This window comes from Nocardioides sp. AN3 (assembly GCF_054653495.1).
The window spans coordinates 235,279-256,073 of record NZ_BAAIGC010000003.1; the positions used below are offsets into that span (position 1 = coordinate 235,279).

General features: G+C 72.2%; 15 protein-coding genes. 4 read left to right on the top strand and 11 right to left on the bottom strand.

Features of this window, described 5'->3' with window-relative positions:
* The first annotated feature begins 167 nt into the window (after positions 1 to 167).
* The 3 genes from ACYQ1K_RS05585 to ACYQ1K_RS05595 are packed head-to-tail and all read left to right on the top strand — an operon-like array spanning position 168 to position 2,520.
* Positions 168 to 485, top strand: a complete 318-nt coding sequence (locus tag ACYQ1K_RS05585) for an STAS domain-containing protein (RefSeq protein ID WP_459981819.1) — start codon at positions 168 to 170, stop codon at positions 483 to 485.
* Positions 482 to 2,146, top strand: coding sequence for a PP2C family protein-serine/threonine phosphatase (locus ACYQ1K_RS05590; protein ID WP_459981820.1), 1,665 nt, complete (start codon positions 482 to 484; stop codon positions 2,144 to 2,146). The genes ACYQ1K_RS05585 and ACYQ1K_RS05590 overlap by 4 nt, the downstream gene beginning before the upstream one ends.
* The gene (locus ACYQ1K_RS05595) at positions 2,143 to 2,520 is read left to right on the top strand and encodes an ATP-binding protein (protein WP_459981821.1); all 378 of its coding nucleotides are present in this window, start codon (positions 2,143 to 2,145) and stop codon (positions 2,518 to 2,520) included. The genes ACYQ1K_RS05590 and ACYQ1K_RS05595 overlap by 4 nt, the downstream gene beginning before the upstream one ends.
* 80 nt (positions 2,521 to 2,600) lie before the next feature.
* Here ACYQ1K_RS05595 and ACYQ1K_RS05600 read toward each other — a convergent pair whose 3' ends face one another.
* The 6 genes from ACYQ1K_RS05600 to ACYQ1K_RS05625 all read right to left on the bottom strand — a co-directional run bounded on the left by ACYQ1K_RS05600 (position 2,601) and on the right by ACYQ1K_RS05625 (position 11,961).
* Positions 2,601 to 4,868: an SCO7613 C-terminal domain-containing membrane protein gene (locus tag ACYQ1K_RS05600; protein ID WP_459981822.1), complete on the bottom strand. Its 2,268-nt coding sequence runs from the start codon at positions 4,866 to 4,868 to the stop codon at positions 2,601 to 2,603.
* Between the two features lie 73 nt (positions 4,869 to 4,941).
* Positions 4,942 to 6,489, bottom strand: a complete 1,548-nt coding sequence (locus ACYQ1K_RS05605; RefSeq protein ID WP_459981823.1) for a hypothetical protein — start codon at positions 6,487 to 6,489, stop codon at positions 4,942 to 4,944.
* Positions 6,464 to 7,186, bottom strand: coding sequence for an ABC transporter ATP-binding protein (locus ACYQ1K_RS05610; protein WP_459981824.1), 723 nt, complete (start codon positions 7,184 to 7,186; stop codon positions 6,464 to 6,466). Before ACYQ1K_RS05610 ends, ACYQ1K_RS05605 begins: the two co-directional genes overlap by 26 nt.
* Before the next feature lie 116 nt (positions 7,187 to 7,302).
* Entirely contained in the window at positions 7,303 to 9,474 is a 2,172-nt protein-coding gene (locus ACYQ1K_RS05615; RefSeq protein WP_459981825.1) for a 3-hydroxyacyl-CoA dehydrogenase NAD-binding domain-containing protein, read from the bottom strand.
* A 73-nt stretch (positions 9,475 to 9,547) separates the two neighbouring features.
* Complete coding sequence (locus tag ACYQ1K_RS05620) at positions 9,548 to 10,759, bottom strand: acetyl-CoA C-acetyltransferase (protein ID WP_459981826.1); 1,212 nt, start codon at positions 10,757 to 10,759, stop codon at positions 9,548 to 9,550.
* Positions 10,760 to 10,827: 68 nt separating this feature from the next.
* Entirely contained in the window at positions 10,828 to 11,961 is a 1,134-nt protein-coding gene (locus ACYQ1K_RS05625) for an acyl-CoA dehydrogenase family protein (RefSeq protein ID WP_459981827.1), read from the bottom strand.
* A gap of 173 nt (positions 11,962 to 12,134) precedes the next feature.
* Between ACYQ1K_RS05625 and ACYQ1K_RS05630 the strand changes: the two genes are divergently transcribed.
* Positions 12,135 to 12,767, top strand: coding sequence for a TetR/AcrR family transcriptional regulator (locus ACYQ1K_RS05630; protein WP_459981828.1), 633 nt, complete (start codon positions 12,135 to 12,137; stop codon positions 12,765 to 12,767).
* Here ACYQ1K_RS05630 and ACYQ1K_RS05635 read toward each other — a convergent pair.
* From ACYQ1K_RS05635 to ACYQ1K_RS05655, 5 genes are all read right to left on the bottom strand, one after another.
* Positions 12,743 to 14,179: a DEAD/DEAH box helicase gene (locus ACYQ1K_RS05635; RefSeq protein ID WP_459981829.1), complete on the bottom strand. Its 1,437-nt coding sequence runs from the start codon at positions 14,177 to 14,179 to the stop codon at positions 12,743 to 12,745. The two genes, ACYQ1K_RS05630 and ACYQ1K_RS05635, sit on opposite strands and share 25 nt — an antisense overlap.
* Positions 14,180 to 14,389: 210 nt before the next feature.
* Positions 14,390 to 15,922 carry a flavin-containing monooxygenase gene (locus ACYQ1K_RS05640; protein WP_459981830.1) on the bottom strand — a complete coding sequence of 511 codons (1,533 nt, stop codon included), beginning with the start codon at positions 15,920 to 15,922 and terminating at the stop codon, positions 14,390 to 14,392.
* 43 nt (positions 15,923 to 15,965) lie between these two features.
* Positions 15,966 to 17,135 carry a CaiB/BaiF CoA transferase family protein gene (locus ACYQ1K_RS05645; RefSeq protein WP_459981831.1) on the bottom strand — a complete coding sequence of 390 codons (1,170 nt, stop codon included), beginning with the start codon at positions 17,133 to 17,135 and terminating at the stop codon, positions 15,966 to 15,968.
* A 74-nt stretch (positions 17,136 to 17,209) separates the two neighbouring features.
* Positions 17,210 to 19,312: an MMPL family transporter gene (locus ACYQ1K_RS05650; protein WP_459981832.1), complete on the bottom strand. Its 2,103-nt coding sequence runs from the start codon at positions 19,310 to 19,312 to the stop codon at positions 17,210 to 17,212.
* Positions 19,313 to 19,445: 133 nt separating this feature from the next.
* Positions 19,446 to 20,789: a GH1 family beta-glucosidase gene (locus ACYQ1K_RS05655; RefSeq protein ID WP_459981833.1), complete on the bottom strand. Its 1,344-nt coding sequence runs from the start codon at positions 20,787 to 20,789 to the stop codon at positions 19,446 to 19,448.
* Positions 20,790 to 20,795: the final 6 nt, after the last annotated feature.

The window sequence follows — 20,795 nt, forward strand, 5'->3', positions numbered from 1 at the left end:
CCTCCATGGTCGAACACACGTTCGATGAACGTCAAGCAGGCGCGCCCTCGAGGCGACCGGCAGCCGCGGGACTCCGTTCTCATAGATCGGGGATCCGTCGCCGTGACGCCGCAGGTGGCGCTAGGTTTTCTCCGACCCTCCCCACTCGCTCGTAAAGGGTGACACGCATGGCTGAGTTCGGGACCGTGACCGGTCAGGACGGCGCATCGGCGCTGGCCGTGTCAGGCGATCTCGACATCTCGGGAGTCGACGAGTTCCTCGCTCACGTCGGCGAGCTCCTGACCACCGGATCCGGGCCGTTCGTCCTCGACCTCGGCGGCGTCACCTTCATCGACTCAAGCGGACTGGGCGCTCTCGTCCGCGTCCAGAAGTCCGCCTCGTCGGTCGGCAGGGACCTGCGCCTGGAGCACGTGCCGCGCTCGGTCTCCCGCATCCTCGAGCTGACGGGCCTGACCGATCTCTTCCCAGAGCGGCACGAGAGTTGACCCTGCCGCCGCAGCCCACGCCAGCCGCCACCGCGAGCCGGGCCTCGCGGCGGCTGGCGCGTGACCCGCGCCGCGTCACGGCCATCGTCGTGGCGCTCGGCGTGGTGCTGACGGCGGTGGCGGTGTGGTCGACGGCACGCGTCGACGCCAACAGCGAGAAGAGCCTCCTCGACCAGCAGACGAAGCAGGTCGCCGCCGTCCTCTCGACCGCCATCCTGGTCGTCGAGCAGCCGCTCACGACGGCGCTCAGCCTCCAGGCGATGTCCGGCCCGACCGGGTCGCCGACCGCGTTCACACGCTTCATGGCGTCCTACGTCGGCTCCGGCCCGACCCGGCCCTTCGTCTCGGCCTCCCTCTGGCGGCGCCAGGGCGACCGGATCACCGAGGTCGCGACGACCGGCGCCGCCCCCGCCCTGCCGCCGGGCGGCTCGCAGATGCAGGGCTACCTGCGGCACGCGTTCGACGTCACCACCTCGAGCGTCCACCAGGTCACAGCGGGCGCCGAGACGCGCATCACCTGGACGAAGGCCGACCCGCGGACGGGCTTCGTCGTCTACGCGGAGCGGGCGCTTCCCGCCAACAGGCGCTCGCCGGCCGACCGCAACTCGGCCTTCTCGACGCTGCACTACGCGATCTACGTCGGCCCCAGGACGACAGCCTCGGCGCTCTCGACGACCGACGTGTTGCCGTCGGCGCTGCCGATGGCCGGACGGACCTCGCGGGCCGCCGTCCCGCTCGGCGACACCGTGCTGACGGTGGTCACCACGCCACGCGACCACCTCGGGTCCTCGTTGAGCCGTTGGCTCCCGCTGTGCCTCCTGCTCGGCGGGCTGCTGCTCACGGCCCTGGCCGCGATCGCCGCGCGACGCCTCGCCCGAGGGCGACACGACGCGGAGCAGGACGCCGCGACGATCACCCGGCTCTACGAGCAGGTCGAGACCCTCTACGGGGAGCAGCGTGTGCTCTTCGAGCGGCTGCAGCGGGCACTGCTGCCGCACGTCATCCCGACGCTGCCCAACCTCGAGGTCGCCTCGAAGTATGTCGCGGGTGCCCTCGGCACCGAGATCGGCGGCGACTGGTACAGCCTCGTCGCGATCGACGAGCACCGGTTCGCCTTCGTCGTCGGGGACGTGTCGGGGCGCGGCGTCGACGCGGTCGCCGTCATGGCGCAGGCCCGGTTCACGCTGCGCGCCTATCTCCTCGACGGCCAGGGGCCGGCCGAGGCGCTCGAGAAGTGCTCGCGCCAGTTCGACATCGCCTCAGATGGGCACCTCACTACCGTGATCACCGGAGTGGGCGACGTCCGCACCGGAGAGATCACGATCGCGAACGCGGGCCACCCGGCGCCGATGCTCCTCAACGGTGTGGTCTCGCCGCTCATCGCCCCCGTCGGCCGCCCGCTGGGCACCGGCCCGGCGTGCTACCGAGAGGCCACGTTCCAGCTGCCGCCGGGCGCCACCCTGTTCTGCTTCACCGACGGGCTGGTGGAGCGACGGGGCGAGGACATCGACGTCGGCCTTGCTCGGCTGGCCAGCACCCTCGCCGGCGCGGACGAGCGCTCTGTCGACGAGCTCGTCGCACATGTGGTGGACACCCTGAGGAACCCCGACGCGGCCGACGACATCGCCGCGCTCGCCGTGCGAAGGGTCGGTGCGAGGTGAAGACCGAGCTCCGGGGTGATTTGCAGGCGCCTGCCGCCGCCCGGCGGTTCGTCGACGCTCCCCTGCGCGACATCCTCGGTCGTGCGGCCCGTCCCACCGCCGAGGACGTGGTGCTGGTGGTCAGCGAGCTGGTGACGAACTCCGTGCGCGCGAGCGCGGTGGTGATCGGCCTCGCGCTGCGCGTCGACGACGAGCGCGTCGAGATCGAGATCTCCGACGACGCTGCCGGATGGCCCGTGCCGCGCGACGCCTCCTGGGACGATGCGAGTGGCCGAGGGTTGGCCATCGTCGACGAGCTGGCCGACGACTGGCATGCCACCGAGCTCCACCCCGGCAAGCGGATCACGGTGACCTGGTTCCGCCAGTCACCGTGAGCCAGCCACGCCGAGCCGCTGCCTGGCCACGCTGAGCCGGACGCAGGCGGGCCGCAGCGGGGCTCAGCCGAGGGAGGCGCTCAGCCCAGGGAGGCCAGCCACGCGGTGCTGCGGCGCCCGGCCACGATGGCGCGCTCCCAGGAGACGCCCACGGCCAGGAGCACGGCGCCGGCACCACCGATGGTGACCCACCCGGGGACGTAGGAGAGATAGGGACCGCCCTGGGTGACGGCGATGACGGCGAGACAGATCGATCCCACCAGGACCGGCGCCTTCAGGCGCCGCACGAACCCGATGACGACGCAGGCCACGCCGGCGGCGAGGACGAGCGCGACCCGGACGGCGTCGCCGCCGCTGACCGCCACCACGGTGCTCGGCCCCAGTGCGACGCTCAGGGCGGGGGCGAGGAAGACCATCGAGCCGATGGTGCGACCTTCGCGGCGAGCCCGCGCTCGGGTCACGGCTCCGACGATGGCCAGCATCGCGGCGGGCGGCAGCGTGTACGCCTCGATCAAGGTCACCCCTCCCTGCCCGAGGAGAAGCCAGCTCGCCGCAGATGTCAGCGCGGTGCCGGCGTACGCGACGGCCAGTCGGCCGCGTTGGCCTGCATAGACGAACACGAGGACAGCGGCGGTGTAGCAGGCCCCCGCCACCAGGTCAACGGCGGTCGTGCCGACCTCGGCCGCGGCCGGGACGGCCGCCAAGCACGCTGCAAGGAGATAGCCTCCAGCGGCCGCGACCGCGAGCCCTTCCAGCAGCGGCCACACGCGCGGGAGGTCGTCGTCGAGCAGCCACCTCCGCAGATCGGCCGACCGCACGATCAGGACGGCGAGCACCATCTCGGCGGCCATCAGGGCCAGGACCGAGCCGAACACGACGATCGCAGGGGCGTCCACGAGGGCCGACCAGGCGGTGACGGCGAGGGCGACCTGCACGGCGCCCACCCACCCCGCGCGCCGGAAGAGCCCGAGTCCGGCAGCGTTGACGACCAGCAGGCCGAGCGCCGGCACGACGAGGGACCAGCCCCCGTGCGCCGCCTCGAGGCCCGTCGAGACCACGTCGTCACCGGCGCCGGCGGCCACCGCGAAGAGGACGACCTGGACCCACACGGAGCACGCGGTCAGGGGCCGGATCCAGGTGCCCCAGGTGGCTCCCGGACCCTGACGCCAGGCGCGCAGAAGGGCGATCGAGGTGCCGGCTGCGAGGACCGCGCCGAGCGCGGCGAGCACGTGCGGCGCCTCGAGGACCGCGGCGGGCACGACGAGCGCGAAGGCCGCCGTCACCACGACCGGCGTCAGTCGCGCCACCGGCGTGAAGCGGGTGGCCCCGGCGCCGGCGACGACTAGGGCCCCGGCGACCCATCGCGTCCATGCCGGCTGCCCGGCGTCGTACGCCAGCCCCAGCCCCACCGCGAGGAAGACGGTCGCGCCGGTCAGCGCCACCGCGGCCAGCACGACCGCGGCGGCCAGCGTGCAGCTCCGGGCGGCCGTCCTGGCTGTGGCCAGGGCCGCCAGTCCCAGTGCCGCAGCGGCAGCGCCGACGCCGATCTGCAGTGCCACGCCGCTCACGTCGAGTGCCGCGAGCGCGCACCAGGGAACGCCGCAGACCGCCACCGCCGCGGTCGGCTGGTAGGTCCAGACACCTCGACCTCCGTCGTGGGCCGGCACGACCCGATCGAAGGCGACGAACAGGAGGGCGCAGATCGCGAGCGCGCCGGCCCAGTAGGAGTCCTCAGCCACGCGGTCCAGACCGGCGAGACCCCGCGCATGCGCGGCGTTGGCCCCGACCAGCGTCAGACCGACGGCGATGACCGCCGCGGTCTCCGCTGCCGCGGGCAGGCGCCGGCCGGCGAACAGGCGGCTGCCCAGCACAGCGGTCACCACCAAGGAGGCGAGGATGACGGCCTGCCCGACGAGACCGACGACCAGCCAGACCACGACGGTGAACAGGGCTGCGGCAGAGATGAGGAGCAGGGCCCCCAGCCCCAGCACGACCTGCTGGCCCGAGAGCGAGCGACGCCGGCCGTCTGCTGTGGCGACCGGCTGGGAAGCACCGGGCGCGGTGGGGAAGCGCGGGAGGCCGGCGGTGCCCGCGGCGCGCGTCCCGCTGACGGTCGACGCCGCGCCCCCCGTGGTCGACCCCCGCTGTCCGCGCAGCCGGGCGAGGAGCTCGAGACGCTCGAGACGCAGGGCCTCGAGCTCCTGGTCGACCTGCCAGAGCCGGCCCGCGTCGGGACCGGTCAGGACGATGCCGCACGCCGGACACGTGGCGCGCGGAGCCGAGAACATCACCCCGCAGGACGGACACGGGACGGTGGCGGACGGTGTGGTCCTGGTCTGGTCGTTCACGCTTCCACCCTGGCCCAGCTGCTCCTCTGTCCGCATGAGCACCTGTACTCAACCCGACGACCGTGTGCTCAGCTCAGCCGGCGACGGTCATGACGACCCGAGCCCGGGTCGTCGGCTCCGTCCAGCCGTCACGGGCCCTCAGCAGCCGCGTGAGGGACCAGCCCACGAACGGGGCGGCCACGAGCACGGACAGCGGCCAGGCATCCACCTGCGCAAGGCCGGAGAAGATCAGGCTCGTGAGCGTGGTGCAGGCGGCGAGCTTCGTCGAGTAGCCCACCATGGCCATCGGCGGCGCCGGGGTGGCCCGGGCCGAGCGCAGGTCGACGGAGTACGGCGAGCGCAGCGACCAGCGCATCGAGGCACTGAGCACCTGCAGCACGACGACCAGCCACGTGCACAGCAGCGCCGCGAGCTCGGCCGCCGTCGGCAGACCCGCGCGGAGGGCCGCCAGGCCCAGCGTGATGCCGGAGGCGACGACCAGGAACTCCAGCAGGACCCACGCACGTGCGGCAAAGACAGTGTCAGGGGTGACGGGGAGCGACTCGCGCCACAGCGCACCCCGCGCCTCCAGGCTCCACGCGTTCACACCGAACAGGAGGGCGCCGCCCGAGGCCACGAGGCCGGGCAGGATCGTCATCTGGTTCCACGGCAGGTCCCCGGCCAGGGAGACCAGCCCCGGGCCGACGGCGAGCACGACGAGGCCCCGGCGCATCGGCACCGCGCGCCAGACCGACGCCCGGTCCACGCGGAGCAGCGCCCCGAAGTCCGACAAGCTGGTCGGGCGGGCCCGGTAGCGACCGCTCTCCACCCGCAGCTCCTCCCGCGGCTGGAGCCGGGCGGTGAGATGCGCGGGGATGGCGCCGACGACGACGGCGACGACGAAGAGCGCGACGACCACCGTCACGGTGAGGAGCCAGCGGCCGCCGAAGCCGGCGAGGAGGCCCTGCACCACCCACCGGGTGGGCACGGCGTCGAGGACATGACCCAGGTGGTGGGTCAGTTGGAGGGCGGCCGCCGCCGAGATGCCGGCGATGGCGATCCCGCGGGCGACGAGGACGCCGTACGTCGTCCTGCGCAGTCCCTCGATCGACCAGGCCACGACCTGGCCGATGGCGGTCGCGGCCAGGACCCAGGCGAAGGCACCGAGGGCGACCGGCGCGAAGTGGCCGCGGCCGAGGGCGTACGCCCCCGAACCCAGCAGCAGCCAGCACTGCAGCAGCCACGCGATGTTGAGTGGCGCGAGCAGGAGCGCGCCGAGGTGGTCCGTTGTCGGGCTCACCGGGTAGGCGACCAGCTGGTCGCGCGGCACCATCTCGCGACCGCCGCCGGAGGCCACCGCAGACGCCAGGGTGATCACGAGGAACCCGGCGAACGCGGTCGGCATGAGCAGCAGCAGGTTGAAGGCGTAGCCACCGCCTCCGGCCCCCGGGAGGTACGCCGGCACGACGGCGGCGCTGAGAGTGATGACGAGGAAGATCGTCAGCCCGACCAGGGTGCGCCGCCGTCGGACGGCGCTGGCGCGCAACCGCAGCAGATGGCCGACATCCTGGACGGCCCACCACTCCTGCCGAAGCCGTCGGGCGAGCCCGCGTGGGTCAGTCGAGGAGCCCGCGGTAGGCACGCGCCCCCTCCTCGCCGGCCATCTCAGTGGCGGACACGGCGGCGACGCGCGACCCGCCGCGCAGCACCAGGACCGAGGTGCACGCCTCGATGGCGAGCTCTCGAAGGTGCGTCGAGACCAGGACGCAGGCGCCTCGGGCGCGGGCGTCGCTGACCACGTCGAGGGTCGCCTCCACGCCGATCGGGTCGACGCCGTCGAAGGGCTCGTCGAGCAGCAGCACCTCGGGCTTGTGGAACGCAGCGAGGACCACCGAGAGCCGCCGCCCCATGCCGTGCGAGAAGCCGCTCGTGACGCGGTGCGCGACGTCGCCGAGCTCGAAGCGCTCGAGCAGGTCTCGCGCCCGGTCCTCCCACCCGGGCCCGAGCCGGCGCAGCCTCGCCGAGAGCTGCAGGTGCTCCCAGGGGGTCGCCCGCGGGACGAGGCCACCGACGTCGGGGCAGTAGCCCACCGCGCGCTTGACCGCGAGAGGCTCGGCCCGCACGTCCGACCCGGCGACGACCACGCGTCCCCGGGTCGGTGGGACCACACCCGCGACGACGCGCATCGTCGTGGACTTGCCGGCACCGTTCCTGCCGAGGAGGGCGGTGCTCTGGCCGGCGTACGCCGCCAGGTCGACGCCGTTGACCGCCTCGACCTCGCCGAAGCGCACGTGGAGGCCCTGCACGTCGACGACCGGCAGGGGGACTTGCTCACTCACTGGCCGATCCTCCCCGCTGTCACGCCTGCGGGGCCACCCTCGCACGGCTGGACCTCGCCGCGCGAGGGTGACTAGGAGCACCCTCCGAACGGACTATCCGCACGGACGACGCCGCGTCACGCGGGGAAGGACTCGCCCTTCGCCGCCATCTCGCGCAGGTACGCCGTCGGCCGCAGCTGCTCGCCGTACCTGTCGGCCAGCTCGTCGCCCCGCTTGATGAACGCGTCGAGACCGATCGAGCCGTCGGCGGCCTCATACCCGGTGATGAACTGCGCCGCACCGCCCAGCGCCGGCGGGAATCCGATGCCGAAGATCGAGCCGATGTTGGCGTGCGCCGCCGAGGTCAGGACGCCCTCCTCGAAGCACTTCGCCGTCTCCACGGCCTCACGGAAGAGCATCCGCTCGCGGGCGTCCTCGATCGGGATCTGCTCCGCTGCCAGCGGGAACAGCGCGGCCAGGCCGGACCAGATCGAGCCGCGCTTGCCGTCGACGTACTCGTAGAACCCGGCGCCCTTGAGCTTGCTCGGCCGCCCCGCCTCGATCATCGCGCCGCAGACCTGCTCGGTGACGGTGGGCTCCTCCACTCCCGCCGCCTCGCGCGTGGTCCTGGCGATCTTCACCATGAGCTCCATGTTGAGCTCGTCGGTGATCTGGAGCGGGCCGACCGGGAAGCCGGCGGAGGTGGCGGCGCGCTCGAGGGAGTACGGCGCCAGGCCCTCCTGCAGCATCGCGAGGCCCTCCTCGATCTGGGTGCCGATGACCCGCGAGGTGTAGAACCCGCGCGAGTCGTTGACCACGATCGGCGTCTTCTTGATGGCCAGCACGATGTCGTAGGCCTTGGCGAGCGCCTCGTCGGAGGTCTCCGCGCCGCGGATGATCTCGACGAGCGGCATCTTGTCGACGGGGCTGAAGAAGTGCAGGCCGATGAAGTCGGCCGGCCGCTCGATGCCCTTCGCCAGGTCGGTGATCGGCAGCGTCGAGGTGTTCGAGCACAGCAGCGCGCCGGGCGCCAGGTGCGGGGCGATCTCAGCGAACACCTTCTGCTTGAGCGCGACGTCCTCGAAGACCGCCTCGACGACGAGGTCGGCGCCGGCCGCGTCCGCGGGATCCGCCGTCGCCGTGATCCGCCCGAGAACCTCGTCGGCCTTCTCCTGGGTGAGCCTGCCGCGGGAGACGGCCTTGTCGTTGAGGCCGGCGGTGTAGGAGCGGCCCTTCTCGGCCGCCTCGATCGTGACGTCCTTGAGGACGACCTCCACCCCCGCGCGGGCGAGCACAGAGGCGATGCCGGCGCCCATCATGCCGGCGCCGAGCACGACCGCCTTCGCGGGCTGGTAGGTCTCGAAGCCGTCCGGGCGCAGGGTGCCGGCGTTGATGGAGCCGAGGTCGAAGAAGAACGCCTGCGTCATGTTCTTCGACTGCTGTCCGGTCACCAGGTGGACGAAGTAGCGCGACTCGATGCGCGAGGCGGTGTCGAAGTCGACCTGAGCACCCTCGACCGCCGCCTCCAGGATCGCCTTCGGCGCCCGCATGTCGGCCTGCTTGAGCTGGCGGCGCAGGATCGGCGGGAACGCCGGAAGGAACGCGGCCAGGGCCGGGGAGCTCGGCTTGCCGCCGGGCATCTTGTAGCCGGGCCTGTCCCACGGCTGCTGAGTGTGCTCGGGGTTCGCCTTGATCCAGGCCTTGGCGGCCGGCACCAGTTCGTCGGGGGTCGCGACGACCTCGTCGACGAGCCCCTTCTCGAGCGCCTGCGCGACCTTGAAGCGGGTGCCCTGGCCGAGGATGTCGGTGAGGGCGGTCATGATGCCGAACATCCGTACCGTCCGGGTGACGCCGCCACCGCCCGGCAGGAGCCCGAGCGTGACCTCGGGCAGCCCGATCTCGTAGCGGCCCTCGACCGCGATGCGGTGGTGCGTCGCGAGCGCGATCTCGAGCCCGCCGCCGAGCGCGGCGCCGTTGATGGCCGCGACGACCGGCTTGCCGAAGGTCTCCAGGCGACGCAGCGTCGCCTTGATCGCCTCGACCTCCGCGAACAGCTCGGCGGCCCTGTCCTGGCGGACGGGCATCATCTTCTTCAGGTCGCCACCGGCGAAGAACGTCTTCTTCGCCGAGGTGACGACGACGCCGGTGACGCGGTCGGCCTCGTCGTGGAGGCGGTCCACGGCGGCCTTCATCGAGGCCGCGTAGGCCTCGTTCATGGTGTTGGCCGACTGGTTCGGGTCGTCGAGCGTCAGGGTGACGATGCCGTCGGCGTCGATGTCGTAGGTGACGGCGGTCTGGTTCTCAGTCATGGGTCATTCCTTGAGGTCACAGGGTCGGTGGTCGAGTGCCGTCGTGAGGGACGAGCGACGGTGTATCGAGACCTCAGAGGAGCTCGACGATGGTGGCGATGCCCATGCCGCCGCCGACGCAGAGCGTGGCGAGGCCGCGGCGCTTGCCCTGGCGGCCGAGCTCGTCGACGAGCGTGCCGAGGATGATCGCGCCGGTGGCACCGAGCGGGTGGCCCATGGCGATGGCGCCGCCGTTGACGTTCGTGACGTCGTGGCTGATCCCCATGTCCTTCATGAAGCGCATGGCGACGGCCGCGAACGCCTCGTTGATCTCCCACAGGTCGATGTCGTCGACCGTCAGACCCGCGCGGGTGAGCGCCTTCCGGGCCGCCGGCGCGGGACCCGTCAGCATGATCGTCGGGTCGGCGCCGGACACGGCGGCCGAGATGATCCTCGCCCGAGGCGTGAGGCCGAGGTCCCGGCCCACCTGCTCGGTGCCGATGAGCGTGAGCGCGGCGCCGTCGACGATGCCGGAGGAGTTCCCGGCGTGGTGGACGTGGTCGATCCTCTCCAGCCAGTGGTACTTCGACAGGGCCACGTCGTCGAAGCCGGCCTCCTGGCCGTGCTGCAGGAACGACGGCTTCAGGCCGGCCAGGCTCTCGGCCGTCGTGCCGGGCCGGATCAGCTCGTCGTGGTCGAGCACGACCTGGCCGTTGAGGTCGACGACTCCGATGACGGCGTCCTTGAAGTAGCCGGCCTCCCAGGCGGCGGCGGCCCGGCGGTGCGACTCGGCAGCGTAGGTGTCGACGTCGGTGCGACTGAAGCCCTCGACGGTCGCGATGAGGTCGGCCCCGATGCCCTGCGGGACGAAGTCGGTCTGCAGCGCGGTGGCCGGGTCCATCGCCCAGGCGCCACCGTCGGAGCCCATCGGCACGCGGCTCATCGACTCGACGCCGCCGGCGAGGATGAGGTCCTCGAAGCCGCCGCGGACGCGGGACGCCGCCTGGTTGACCGCCTCGAGGCCGGAGGCGCAGAAGCGGTTGAGCTGGACGCCCGCGGTCGTCTCCGGGAGACCCGCCTTGAGCGCCGCCGTCTTGGCGATGTCGCTGCCCTGGTCGCCGATCGGGGTGACCACGCCGAGGACCACGTCGTCGATGCGCTCGACGTCGAGCGTGGGGTTGCGCTTGCGGAGCTCGTCGATGAGGCCGACGACGAGGTCGATCGGCTTGGTCTCGTGCAGCCCGCCGGTCGCCTTGCCGCGGCCCCGCGGGGTGCGCAGGTGGTCGTAGATGAACGCTTCAGCCATCAGATCTTCCTGTTCGGGTGAGGAGGGTGGGCGGCCGGTCGGTCCGGCTGGGCCTCGAGTGCATGGGGTCAGGCCGGCGGCGTCAGGGAGCGCGAGATGATCTCCTTCATGATCTCGCTGGTGCCGGCGTAGATCTGTGAGACGCGGAGGTCGGCCCAGGCGCGGGCGATCGGGTACTCGTTCATGTAGCCGTAGCCACCGTGCAGCTGCAGGCACGTGTCGGCGACCCGCTGGGCGCGCTCGGAGCACCACAGCTTGACCATCGCCGCGGTCGGGATGTCGAGCCGCCCCTCGAGGTGGAGGGCGATGCACTCGTCGAGGAAGGAGCGTGCGACACGGGCCTCGGTCGCGACCTCGGCCATCTTGAACTTGGTGTTCTGGAAGGCCCAGATCGGCCGGTTGAAGGCGTGCCGGTCGTGGACGTAGCGCAGTGTCTCGTCGAGACACATCTCCATCGCGGCCACGTTGGCGACTGCGACGAGGAGCCGCTCCTGGGGCAGCTGATCCATCAGCTGAGCGAACCCCTGGCCCTCCTCGGCTCCCAGCAGCGCCGAGACCGGCACGCGCACGTCGGAGAAGACCAGCTCGGAGGTGTCCTGGCCCTTCATCCCGATCTTGTCGAGCGCCTTCCCGCGGGAGAAGCCGGGGGTGTCGGTCGGGACGAGCACGAGGGAGATGCCGGAGGCCGCCTGCTCGGGGTTGGTCTTGACGACGGTGATGACGAGGTCGGCCTGGGTGCCGTTGGTGATGAAGGTCTTGGCTCCGTTGATGACGTACTCGTCACCCTCCCGGATCGCCTTGGTCGTGACGTTCTGCAGATCCGACCCGGTGCCGGGCTCGGTCATTGCGATCGCGCCGACCACCTCGCCGCTCGCCATCTGGGGCAGCCACGCGCGCTTCTGCTCGTCGGTGCCGTAGGCCAGCAGGTAGTGCGCGACGATCCCGTTGTGGAGGGAGACGCCCCATGAGGAGTCCGTCGCCCGCGCCTGCTCCTCGATGAGGATCGCCTCGTGCGCGAAGGTCCCACCGCCGCCGCCGTACTCCTCGGGGATGGAGAGGCACAGGAGGCCGACGTCGCCGGCCTTGTTCCACAGGCCGCGGTCGACCTGCCGGTTGGCGATGTAGGCGTCGACGTTCGGCTTGATCTCCTTCTCGCAGAATGTGCGCGCCAGGTCGCGGAAGTCGTCGAGATCGGGGTCCATCCACGATGATCGACGTGGCGGCATCGCTCCTCCGATCGCGGTCGCCCGGGAGAACCCGCGGGGTGGTACAGCCTGTACCTTGGTACAAGGTGTACCACCGGAGACGGGTCCGCTACAAGCACACCTACAGTGACGTGACGCCGCTCACAGGAGGGCGTACAGGAGGCCACGAGATGACGGAGTCGAAGGCGACGGGCGCCACCCGCCGCGACGCGCTGGTGGCGGCCGCGGTCTCCTGCATCGAGGAGCTCGGTCCCGGCGTCGGCATGGCGCAGATCGCCGAGCGGGCCGGCGTGCCGCGACCCCACGTCTACCGGGTGATCGCGAGCAAGGAGGAGCTCGACGCCGAGGTCGGCCGCCTGGTCGCGGAGGAGTTCGTCGAACAGGTCCGGCCGACGCTCGCCGAGCCGGCGACGATGCGCGAGAGCACGTATGCCGCGGCGGAGGCCGCCGTCGGCTGGGCCGCCGAGCACCCGAACCTCTACCGCTTCCTCGCCGCACGGCAGCACGCGCGCGCGGCGAGCGGCCCGCGGCACGGCGGCGGCCGCTTCCTCGAGATGCTCGTGGCCTCGAGCAGCGAGTACGTCCGGCGCGCCGGCAACGAGGTCCCCGTGATCCCACCGGGCGTGTACGCCGGCATCATGGGCCTGATCGACGCCAGCATCGTGTGGTGGCTCGACCACCAGGACGAGACCCAGCAGCACGTCGTCGAGCGCGTCGCGCGCCAGGTCACCCTGATCCAGCAGGACCTGCTCGCCCAGCTGGGCATCGCCTCCGACGACTACGCGGTCTTCGGCGCCCTCTGACCGCCTCCGCGGCGGCGACGGCGACCCGAGCCGCTCCGCGCGCCTGCTCCGTCGGCACGGTCCTCGGTGCGCGAGCGGGTGCCGCCAGCGGCCTGGCCGCGCGACTGACCTGCGGCCCGGCCGGCGCTGGAGCCGACGCTGGAACCGCCTGAGCCGCCGGCACCGCGCGAGGAGCTGCGTCGACGCGGGGAGCCGCTCCTGGCCGGCTGTGCGACCGGCTGCACCGGCTCGGCGACGTACCCACCCTCGATGAGGACGCGCTCACCCGGGGCGAGCCGGGCGAGCATGGGGTGACGGGGTCCGTCGACTCGCGTGATGGTCGGCTTGATGCCCGCGGCCCGGGTCAGGGCGCGGACGTCCTTCACCTGGTCGTCGAGCATGAGCGTGATCACCGTGCCGGCCGCGCCGGCGCGGGCCGTGCGGCCCGAGCGGTGCAGGTAGGCCTTGTGCTCGGCCGGCGGGTCGGCGTGCACGACGAGCGCCACGTCGTCGACGTGGATGCCGCGCGCGGCGATGTCGGTCGCGACGAGCGTCGTCGCCGCTCCCGAGTGGAAGGCCTCCATGTTGCGCGTGCGCGCACCCTGCGACAGGTTGCCGTGCAGCTCGACGGCGGGGGCACCCGCCTTGTTGAGCTGGCGCGCGAGCGCCTTGGCGCCGTGCTTGGTGCGGGCGAACACGACCGTCCGGCCGGGCGCGGTGGCCAGGTCGACGAGCACGGGGAGCCGGTCCTCGCGGCTCAGGTGCAGGACGTGGTGGTCCATGGCGGCGACGGGGGACTGCGTCGAGTCGGCCTCGTGGGTGACGGGCTGGGAGAGGAACTGCTTGACCAGCACGTCGATGCCCTGGTCGAGCGTCGCCGAGAAGAGCAGGCGCTGGCCGTCGCGGGGCGTCCTCTGCAGCAGCCGGCGGACCGCGGGCAGGAAGCCGAGGTCGGCCATGTGGTCGGCCTCGTCGAGCACGGTGATCTCGATCGCGGACAGGTCGGCGTGGCCCTGGCCGATCAGGTCCTCGAGCCGGCCGGGGCAGGCCAGCACGATGTCGGCGCCCTTGAGCAGCCCCTGGACCTGCGGGTTCTGACCCACGCCGCCGAAGACGGTCTGGACGGTGAGGCCCGCGTCGGCGGCCAGCGGGTCGAGCGACTCCTTGATCTGCGCGACCAGCTCACGGGTCGGGGCGAGGATGAGCGCGCGGGGCTTGCGTGCCTTCGCGCGCGGCCCGTCGAGCAGGCGCGTGACGAGCGGGAGCAGGAACGCATACGTCTTGCCCGAGCCGGTGCGGCCGCGGCCGAGGACGTCACGTCCGGCGAGGCTGTCGGGCAGGGTGGCGGCCTGGATCGGCGTCGGCGTGGTGATGCCGCGCTGCTCGAGGAGGGTGGACAGGCGTGCGGGCACGCCCAGGTCGGTGAACGACAAGGGATCTCAATCTTCTGCGAGGGCGTCTCGCCAGAACGGAACCGACCCCTGCGGGGTGGGAGTGGGCGGGCCGGGGCAAGACACGAACGGCCTCCGCCACGCTCATCTTACGGGTCTGGACCGGGGTTGGACGATTCGCCACGGGACGTCATGCGGAGGGAGCCACTCCACGGACGGAGCGCATGACGCTACGGGGGCTTGACGTGTGCATCAGCCGAAGTGCAGGTGAGCGTCGGCGTACGTCCGGCGCCCGAGCACCTTGAGGTCGGTCAGGTAGCTCTGCTTCGCCGCGAACGGGACGCTCTCTCCCTGGCGGGGCATGCTGGCCGCACCGCGCAGGAGATAGCCGGACTGCATGTCCATCAGCGGACGCGTCGCGGGCGTGGCGGGCTCCGAGACGGTGAAACGGCTCACGCCGCGCCGGTCCATCTCCCCGATCAGCCCGGCGAACCAGCGGGACACCAGGTCGGCCTTGAGCGTCCACGAGGCGTTGATGTAGCCGATGGTGAAGGCGAAGTTCGGCACCCCGGTCAGCAGTGCGCCACGGTAGGCCGTGGTCTCCCCCGGCGCGACCGGCCGACCGTCGACGCTCACCTCGATGCCGCCGAAGATCTTGATGGCCAGCCCGGTCGCGCTCACGATGATGTCGGCTTCCAGGTGCTCGCCGGACTCGGTCTCGATCCCGGTCGGGGTGATCCTGCGGATGCGGTCGGTGACGATGTCGGCCCGCCCCTCGCGCAGCACCGTCCACAGGTCGCCGTCGGGGACGAAGCAGAGCCGCTGGTCCCACGGGTCGTACGGCGGGGTGAGGTGCCGGTCGACGTACGCCTCCGCCTCCCCCTCGGTGAAGCCCTGCCCGCCGTCGCGGGCGGTCAGCGCGGCCACCTGCTGCTTGCGGATGAACGCCTTCGCGCGCTCCGGCGAGCGCTTGGCGAACCGGTAGAGCCCGGTGGCGAGCGCGATGTTCTCCCAGCGGAGGATCTCGTGGTAGGTCGCCTCGCGCAGCCGCTTGAACGGCAGCCGGTCCCGGAGCGGCAGGCGGCGCAGCCCGCGCCCGACCGGGTCGTTCCCGGGCCGCGAGAGGATGTACGACGGCGTGCGCTGCAGCATCGTCACGTGCTGCGCCCCCGACTCGGCGATGGCGGGCACCAGGGTGACCGCCGTGGCGCCGGAGCCGATGATGACGACCTTCTTGCCCGCGTAGTCGAGGTCCTCGGGCCAGAACTGGGGATGGACGAAGGTGCCCTCGAAGTCGTCGACGCCCGCGAAGTCGGGCTGGAAGCCCTGCTCGTAGTCGTAGTAGCCCGTGCAGCTCCACAGGAACCGGGAGGTCAGCGTGACCGGCTCGCCGTCGCTCTCCGCGTGGATCGTCCAGCTGCTCGCCTCGGTGTCCCACGCGACCGACCGGACGCGGTGGCGGTAGCGGATCAGCTTGTCGACGCCCTCCTCGGCGGCGACGGTCTCGAGATACTCCTTGATCTGCGGCCCGTCGGCCAGCGTCCTGGTCGACTCCCACGGCCGCCACCGGTAGGCGAAGGTGAACATGTCGGAGTCGGACCGGATCCCGGGGTAGCGGAACAGGTCCCACGTGCCGCCGAGGTCGTCGCGCTGCTCGAGCACGACGACGGTCTTGTCGGGGTGCGCGCGCCGAAGCGTCGCGGCGGCGTCGATGCCGGAGAGGCCGGCACCGACGATCACGAGGTCGACGTGCTCGATGCCCGAGGGGAGAGACGTGGGGGCCATGCGCACAACTTAGCCGTTGGCAGCGGTTAGCGCGACACGTGTCTCAGGTATTTGACTGCACGGCAATGCCGTCGGCGAGGAGCTTCTCCACGTCCTCGATCCCCCAGGCCGCGAGCGCCTCGCGGGTATGGGCCCCCGCCGACGCGGCGGGCCCGGCGCCCAGCGACGGCGTCGTGCGGCTGAAGCGCGGGGCGGGCGCCGGCTGCAGCACGCCGTCGCGCTCGACGAGGGTGCCCCGCGCGGACATGTGCGGGTGCTCGGCCGCCTCGACCATCGTCAGCACCGGCGCGACGCAGGCATCGGTGCCCTCGAAGGTCTGGGCCCACTCCGCCATCGTGCGGCCGGCGAAGGTGGCCGCCAGGGTCGAGCGCATCTCGGCGAAGCGCGCGAGGTCGTACTGCTCGGGGAGCTGTTGGCCGTCGAGGTAGGGGGCGAGGAGCTCGCAGAAGCCGGCGTAGAACTTGGCCTCCAGCGGGCCGACGGCGACGTGGCGGCCGTCGGAGGTGCCGTAGACGTCGTAGAACGGGACGCCGCCGTCGAGCAGCCCGGACACCCGCCGGTCTGGGCGCTGGGTGCCCTCGGCCAGGTGGCTGTAGCTCATCGACTGGAGGTGCGCGACGCCGTCGACGATCGCCGCGTCGACGACCTGGCCCCGGCCGCTCGTGCGTGCCTCGAGGACGGCGGCGAGGACGCCGATCACGAGGTAGGTCGAGCCGCCCCCGAAGTCGCCGAGCAGGTTCAACGGGAAGTGCGGACGCGACGGGTCCTGGCCCAGGCCGAAAAGCCCGCCGGCGGTGGCGAGGTAGGTGAGGTCGTGGCCGGACGCCTGCGCCAACGGCCCCGACTGGCCCCAGCCGGTCATGCGGGCGTAGACGAGCCGCGGGTTGCGCGCGAGGCAGTCGTCGGGCCCCAGCCCGAGCCGCTCCGTCACGCCCGACCGCATGCCCTCCACGAGCGCATCAGCCGACTCGACGAGGCGGAGCACGGTCTCGATGGCCTCCGGCCGCTTGAGATCGAGCGCCACACTCGGACGTCCCCGCGTGGTCAGGTCGTGGGGTCCGCCCCCGAGGCCGTTGCCGCCCGGCCGCTCCACCCGGATGACGTCGGCGCCGAGGTCGGCGAGGATCTGACACCCGTGCGGTCCGGGGCCGATCCCGGCGATCTCGACGACCCGCATGCCCGCGAGCGGTCCCGTGCCCTGTCCCAGCTGCATGGTCGCGATCATGGCAGAGGCTGAGTCGTCGAGAGGACGCCGGTCGGCCCCGGACCCCGCTGGTCAGGCGATGGTCAGGCGCGGACCGGCTCGTCGAGCTCGGCGGCGTCGTCCTCGACGGACACGGTCGGCAGGAGGCGGTCCAGCCAGGCGGGAAGCCACCAGTTCCAGCGACCCAGCAACGACATCGTCGCCGGCACGAGCACCATCCTGACGAGCGTCGCGTCGAGGAGGACGGCGACCGCCATGCCGATGCCGAGCTGCTTGACGGTCCAGTCGACCTCGCTGGCGAAGCCGAGGAAGACCGCCACCATGATCGCGGCTGCCGCGCTGATCACCCGGCCGGTGTCCGAGAGCCCCGCGACGACACTGGAGCGCGGGTCGCCGCTGTCGAGCCAGCGCTCGCGCACCCGGGAGAGGAGGAAGACCTCGTAGTCCATCGACAGCCCGAACAGGACCGCGAAGACCAGCACCGGCATCCAGGCCGAGACGGGGAACGCGTGGTCGACGCCGAGGATCCCCCCGCCCCAGCCCCACTGGAAGACCGCGACCATGACGCCGTACGCCGCGGCGACCGACAAGAGGTTCATCACGGCGGCCTTCACCGGCAGGAGCACCGACCGGAAGACCATCGCCAGCAGGAGCATCGACACCGTCACCACGAAGCCGATGACGATCCAGAGCCGCTCGCCAAGCATCGCGGTGATGTCGGAGAAGTACGGCGTCCGCCCGGTCAGCTCGACGCCGTCGGGCAGCCCGGCCCGGATGTCGGCGACCAGCTGGCTCGTGCGGGAGTCGGAGTCGCCGAACCTCGGCACGACCCGGAAGACGTGCAGCGCTCCGTCGGGCGAGGCGGTGACCGCGCCGACCTCGACGACGCCGGGGATGCGGGCCACCGCGGCGTGAGCCTGGTCCACGGCACGCTCGGAGACGGAGGGACCGGCGACCACGGTGTAGTCGGTGTTCGCACCGACGCCGAACTCGGAGGCGATGAGGTCGTGCGCCCGTCGCGTCGTGAGGCTCCGCGACTGGTCGCCGGGGTCCCCGGGCCAGGTGTGCAGGTCGAGGGCCGGCAGGGCCAGCGCCACCATGACGAGCACCGCACCGACCGCCCACGGCAGCGGACGACGGCCGACGCGCGCGGCCCAGCGGGCAGTGAACGGCTCACGGTCCCGCGTGCGCTGACGCCGCACGCCGCGCGGCAGGACCCGTCGTCCGGCGAGGCGGCACAGCACGGGGACGACCGTGAGGGAGGCGGCCGCGACGCCGACGACGGCGATGGCGGTCGCGAAGCCGAAGGTGGAGTACGTCGACAGCCCGGCCAGCCGCAGGCCCATCAGCGAGACCAGCACGGTGCCGGCCGCGAAGACCACGGACCGTCCGGCAGTCGCCGTCGCGCGCCCAGCCGCCTCGACCGGGGTGAAGCCGGCGTGGAGGAACTCCGCATGCCGGGTGACGAGCAGGAGCGCGTAGTCGATGCCGACGCCGAGGCCCACCATCGTCGCCACCGTGGGCGCCATGGTGCTCACGTTCGTCAGACCGGCCAGGATCGTCAGCCCGCCCGCGCCGATGCCGAGACCGACCAGCGCGGAGCCGATCGGCAACCCGGCGCTGACGACCGAGCCGAACGCGAAGAGGAGGATGAGCAGGGCCGCGATGATCCCGATGAGCTCGCCTCGACCCTGCATCGGCGCCGCGGCGTTCTCGGGCACGTCACCGTTCAGCTCGACCTGGTAGCCGGCGTCCTCGAGCGGAGCGATCGCCCGGTCCAGGGCGTCGCGCTTGCCGAACAGGTCGTGGTCGGTGACGGGGACGTCGTAGCCGACCTCGAGGATCGCGGTGTCGCCGTCGGCGGAGAGGCGCGGGTCGCTCACGGTCACCGCGTGCGGCATCGCAGCGAGCCTGTCACCGAGGGCGGTGAGGTCGTCACCCGCGAACGCGCGCTCGCCATGGAGGACCACCCGAGCGGTGGCGTTGCCGGCACCGGGCAGGTGCTGGCGGAGCAGGTCGATGCCGTGCTGCGCCCGAGCGCCGGGGACATCCCAGTCCTCCTGGGTCGGCCCGCCCACCGTGCCGGCGAGAGAGAAGACGGTGGCGGCGACGAGCAGCCAGCCGGCGAGCACGCGCCACGGGTGAGCGGCCGAGCCGCGCCCCAGGCGGTAGAGCAGTCGGGTCATGATGGTGTCCTTGGTCGGAGTGGAATCTCGGTGGAGACGAGGTTCCGCTGCCGACCTTGGGAGCCGCTTGGACCCGACTTGGGGCGCACTCCTTGGCCCGTCCTGGGCTTGCTCCAGAGGTCACTCCCGAGCGCTACTCCGGGGTGGTCGCGGCCTGGGCGGCGATGAGCTGGCCGAACCACTCGAAGGAGCGCTTGGGCGTCCGCTCCAGCGTCGTGCGGTCGACGTGCACGAGCCCGTACGGCGTCGTGTAGCCGCTCGACCACTCCCAGCAGTCCAGGAGCGACCAGACGTAGTAGCCCCGGATGTCGACTCCGCGCTGCACGGCGGCCGAGATCGCCTCGATGTGCGCCTGCAGATACGCGATGCGCCTCTCGTCGTCGACGACCCCGTCCTCCCCGGGTCCCTCCTGGAAGGAGGCGCCCGACTCCGTGATGACGAACGGCGGCAGGCCGGCACGGAAGCGAGCCCGCGTGAGGATCAGCCACTCGCGGAGCGCGTGCGGCACGATCGCCCATCCCGACGCCGTCTGTTCGTGGCCGAGGAGCGGCACGAACCGGAACGGGTTCTCCGCCCCTTCGTCGGCCGCGGCGACGCGGATGGGGCTGTAGTAGTTGACGCCGTAGAAGTCGAGCGGCTGGCGGATGGTCGCCAGGTCGCCGGGCCGCACGACGTCCTCCAGCAGGGGTGCCAGGTCTGCCGGGTAGCGGCCCAGCAGCATGGGCTCGAGGAAGAGGCCGTTCCACAGCGCGTCGAAGAGCTTCGTGGCGCCGATGTCGGCCTCGTCGTCGCTGGCGGGCCACATCGGCGAGTGGTTGTTGGCGCAGCCCACGCTGGTCGCACCGGCGGCGCGCAGCTCGATGGCGGCACGGCCGTGCGCCATGAGCAGGTGGTGGGCGACGCCGAGCGCGTCGAGGAAGAGCTTGCGTCCCGGCGCGTGCTGTCCGATCCCATACCCGAGCATCGCCGCCACGGCCGGCTCGCTGACCGGCACCCAGTGGGTGACGCGGTCGGCGTAGCGGGCGCCGACGAGGGCGGCGTACTCCGCGAAGGCGTCCACCGTGCCCCGATTGAGCCAGCCGCCGTCGTCCTCGAGGTGCTGCGGCAGGTCGAAGTGGTAGAGCGTCGCCATCGGCTCGATCCCCGCCTCGAGGAGGCCGTCGATCAGCCGGTCGTAGAAGGCGAGCCCCTTCGGATTCGGTGTGCCGCGGCCGCTGGGGAGGACACGTGGCCAGGAGATCGAGAAGCGGTATCCGCGCGCTCCGAGACGGCGCAGCAGCCCCAGGTCCTCGTCCAGCCGGTGGTAGTGGTCGGCCGCCACGGAGGCGTCCGTCCCGTCGGCGATGACGCCCGGTTGCTCCGTGAACGTGTCCCAGATGCTCCGCCCCCGGCCGTCCTCGTCGACGGCACCCTCGATCTGGAACGCCGAGGTGCTCGTCCCGAATACGAAGCCCTCCGGAAGCAGCGGAACGGACACAGGACA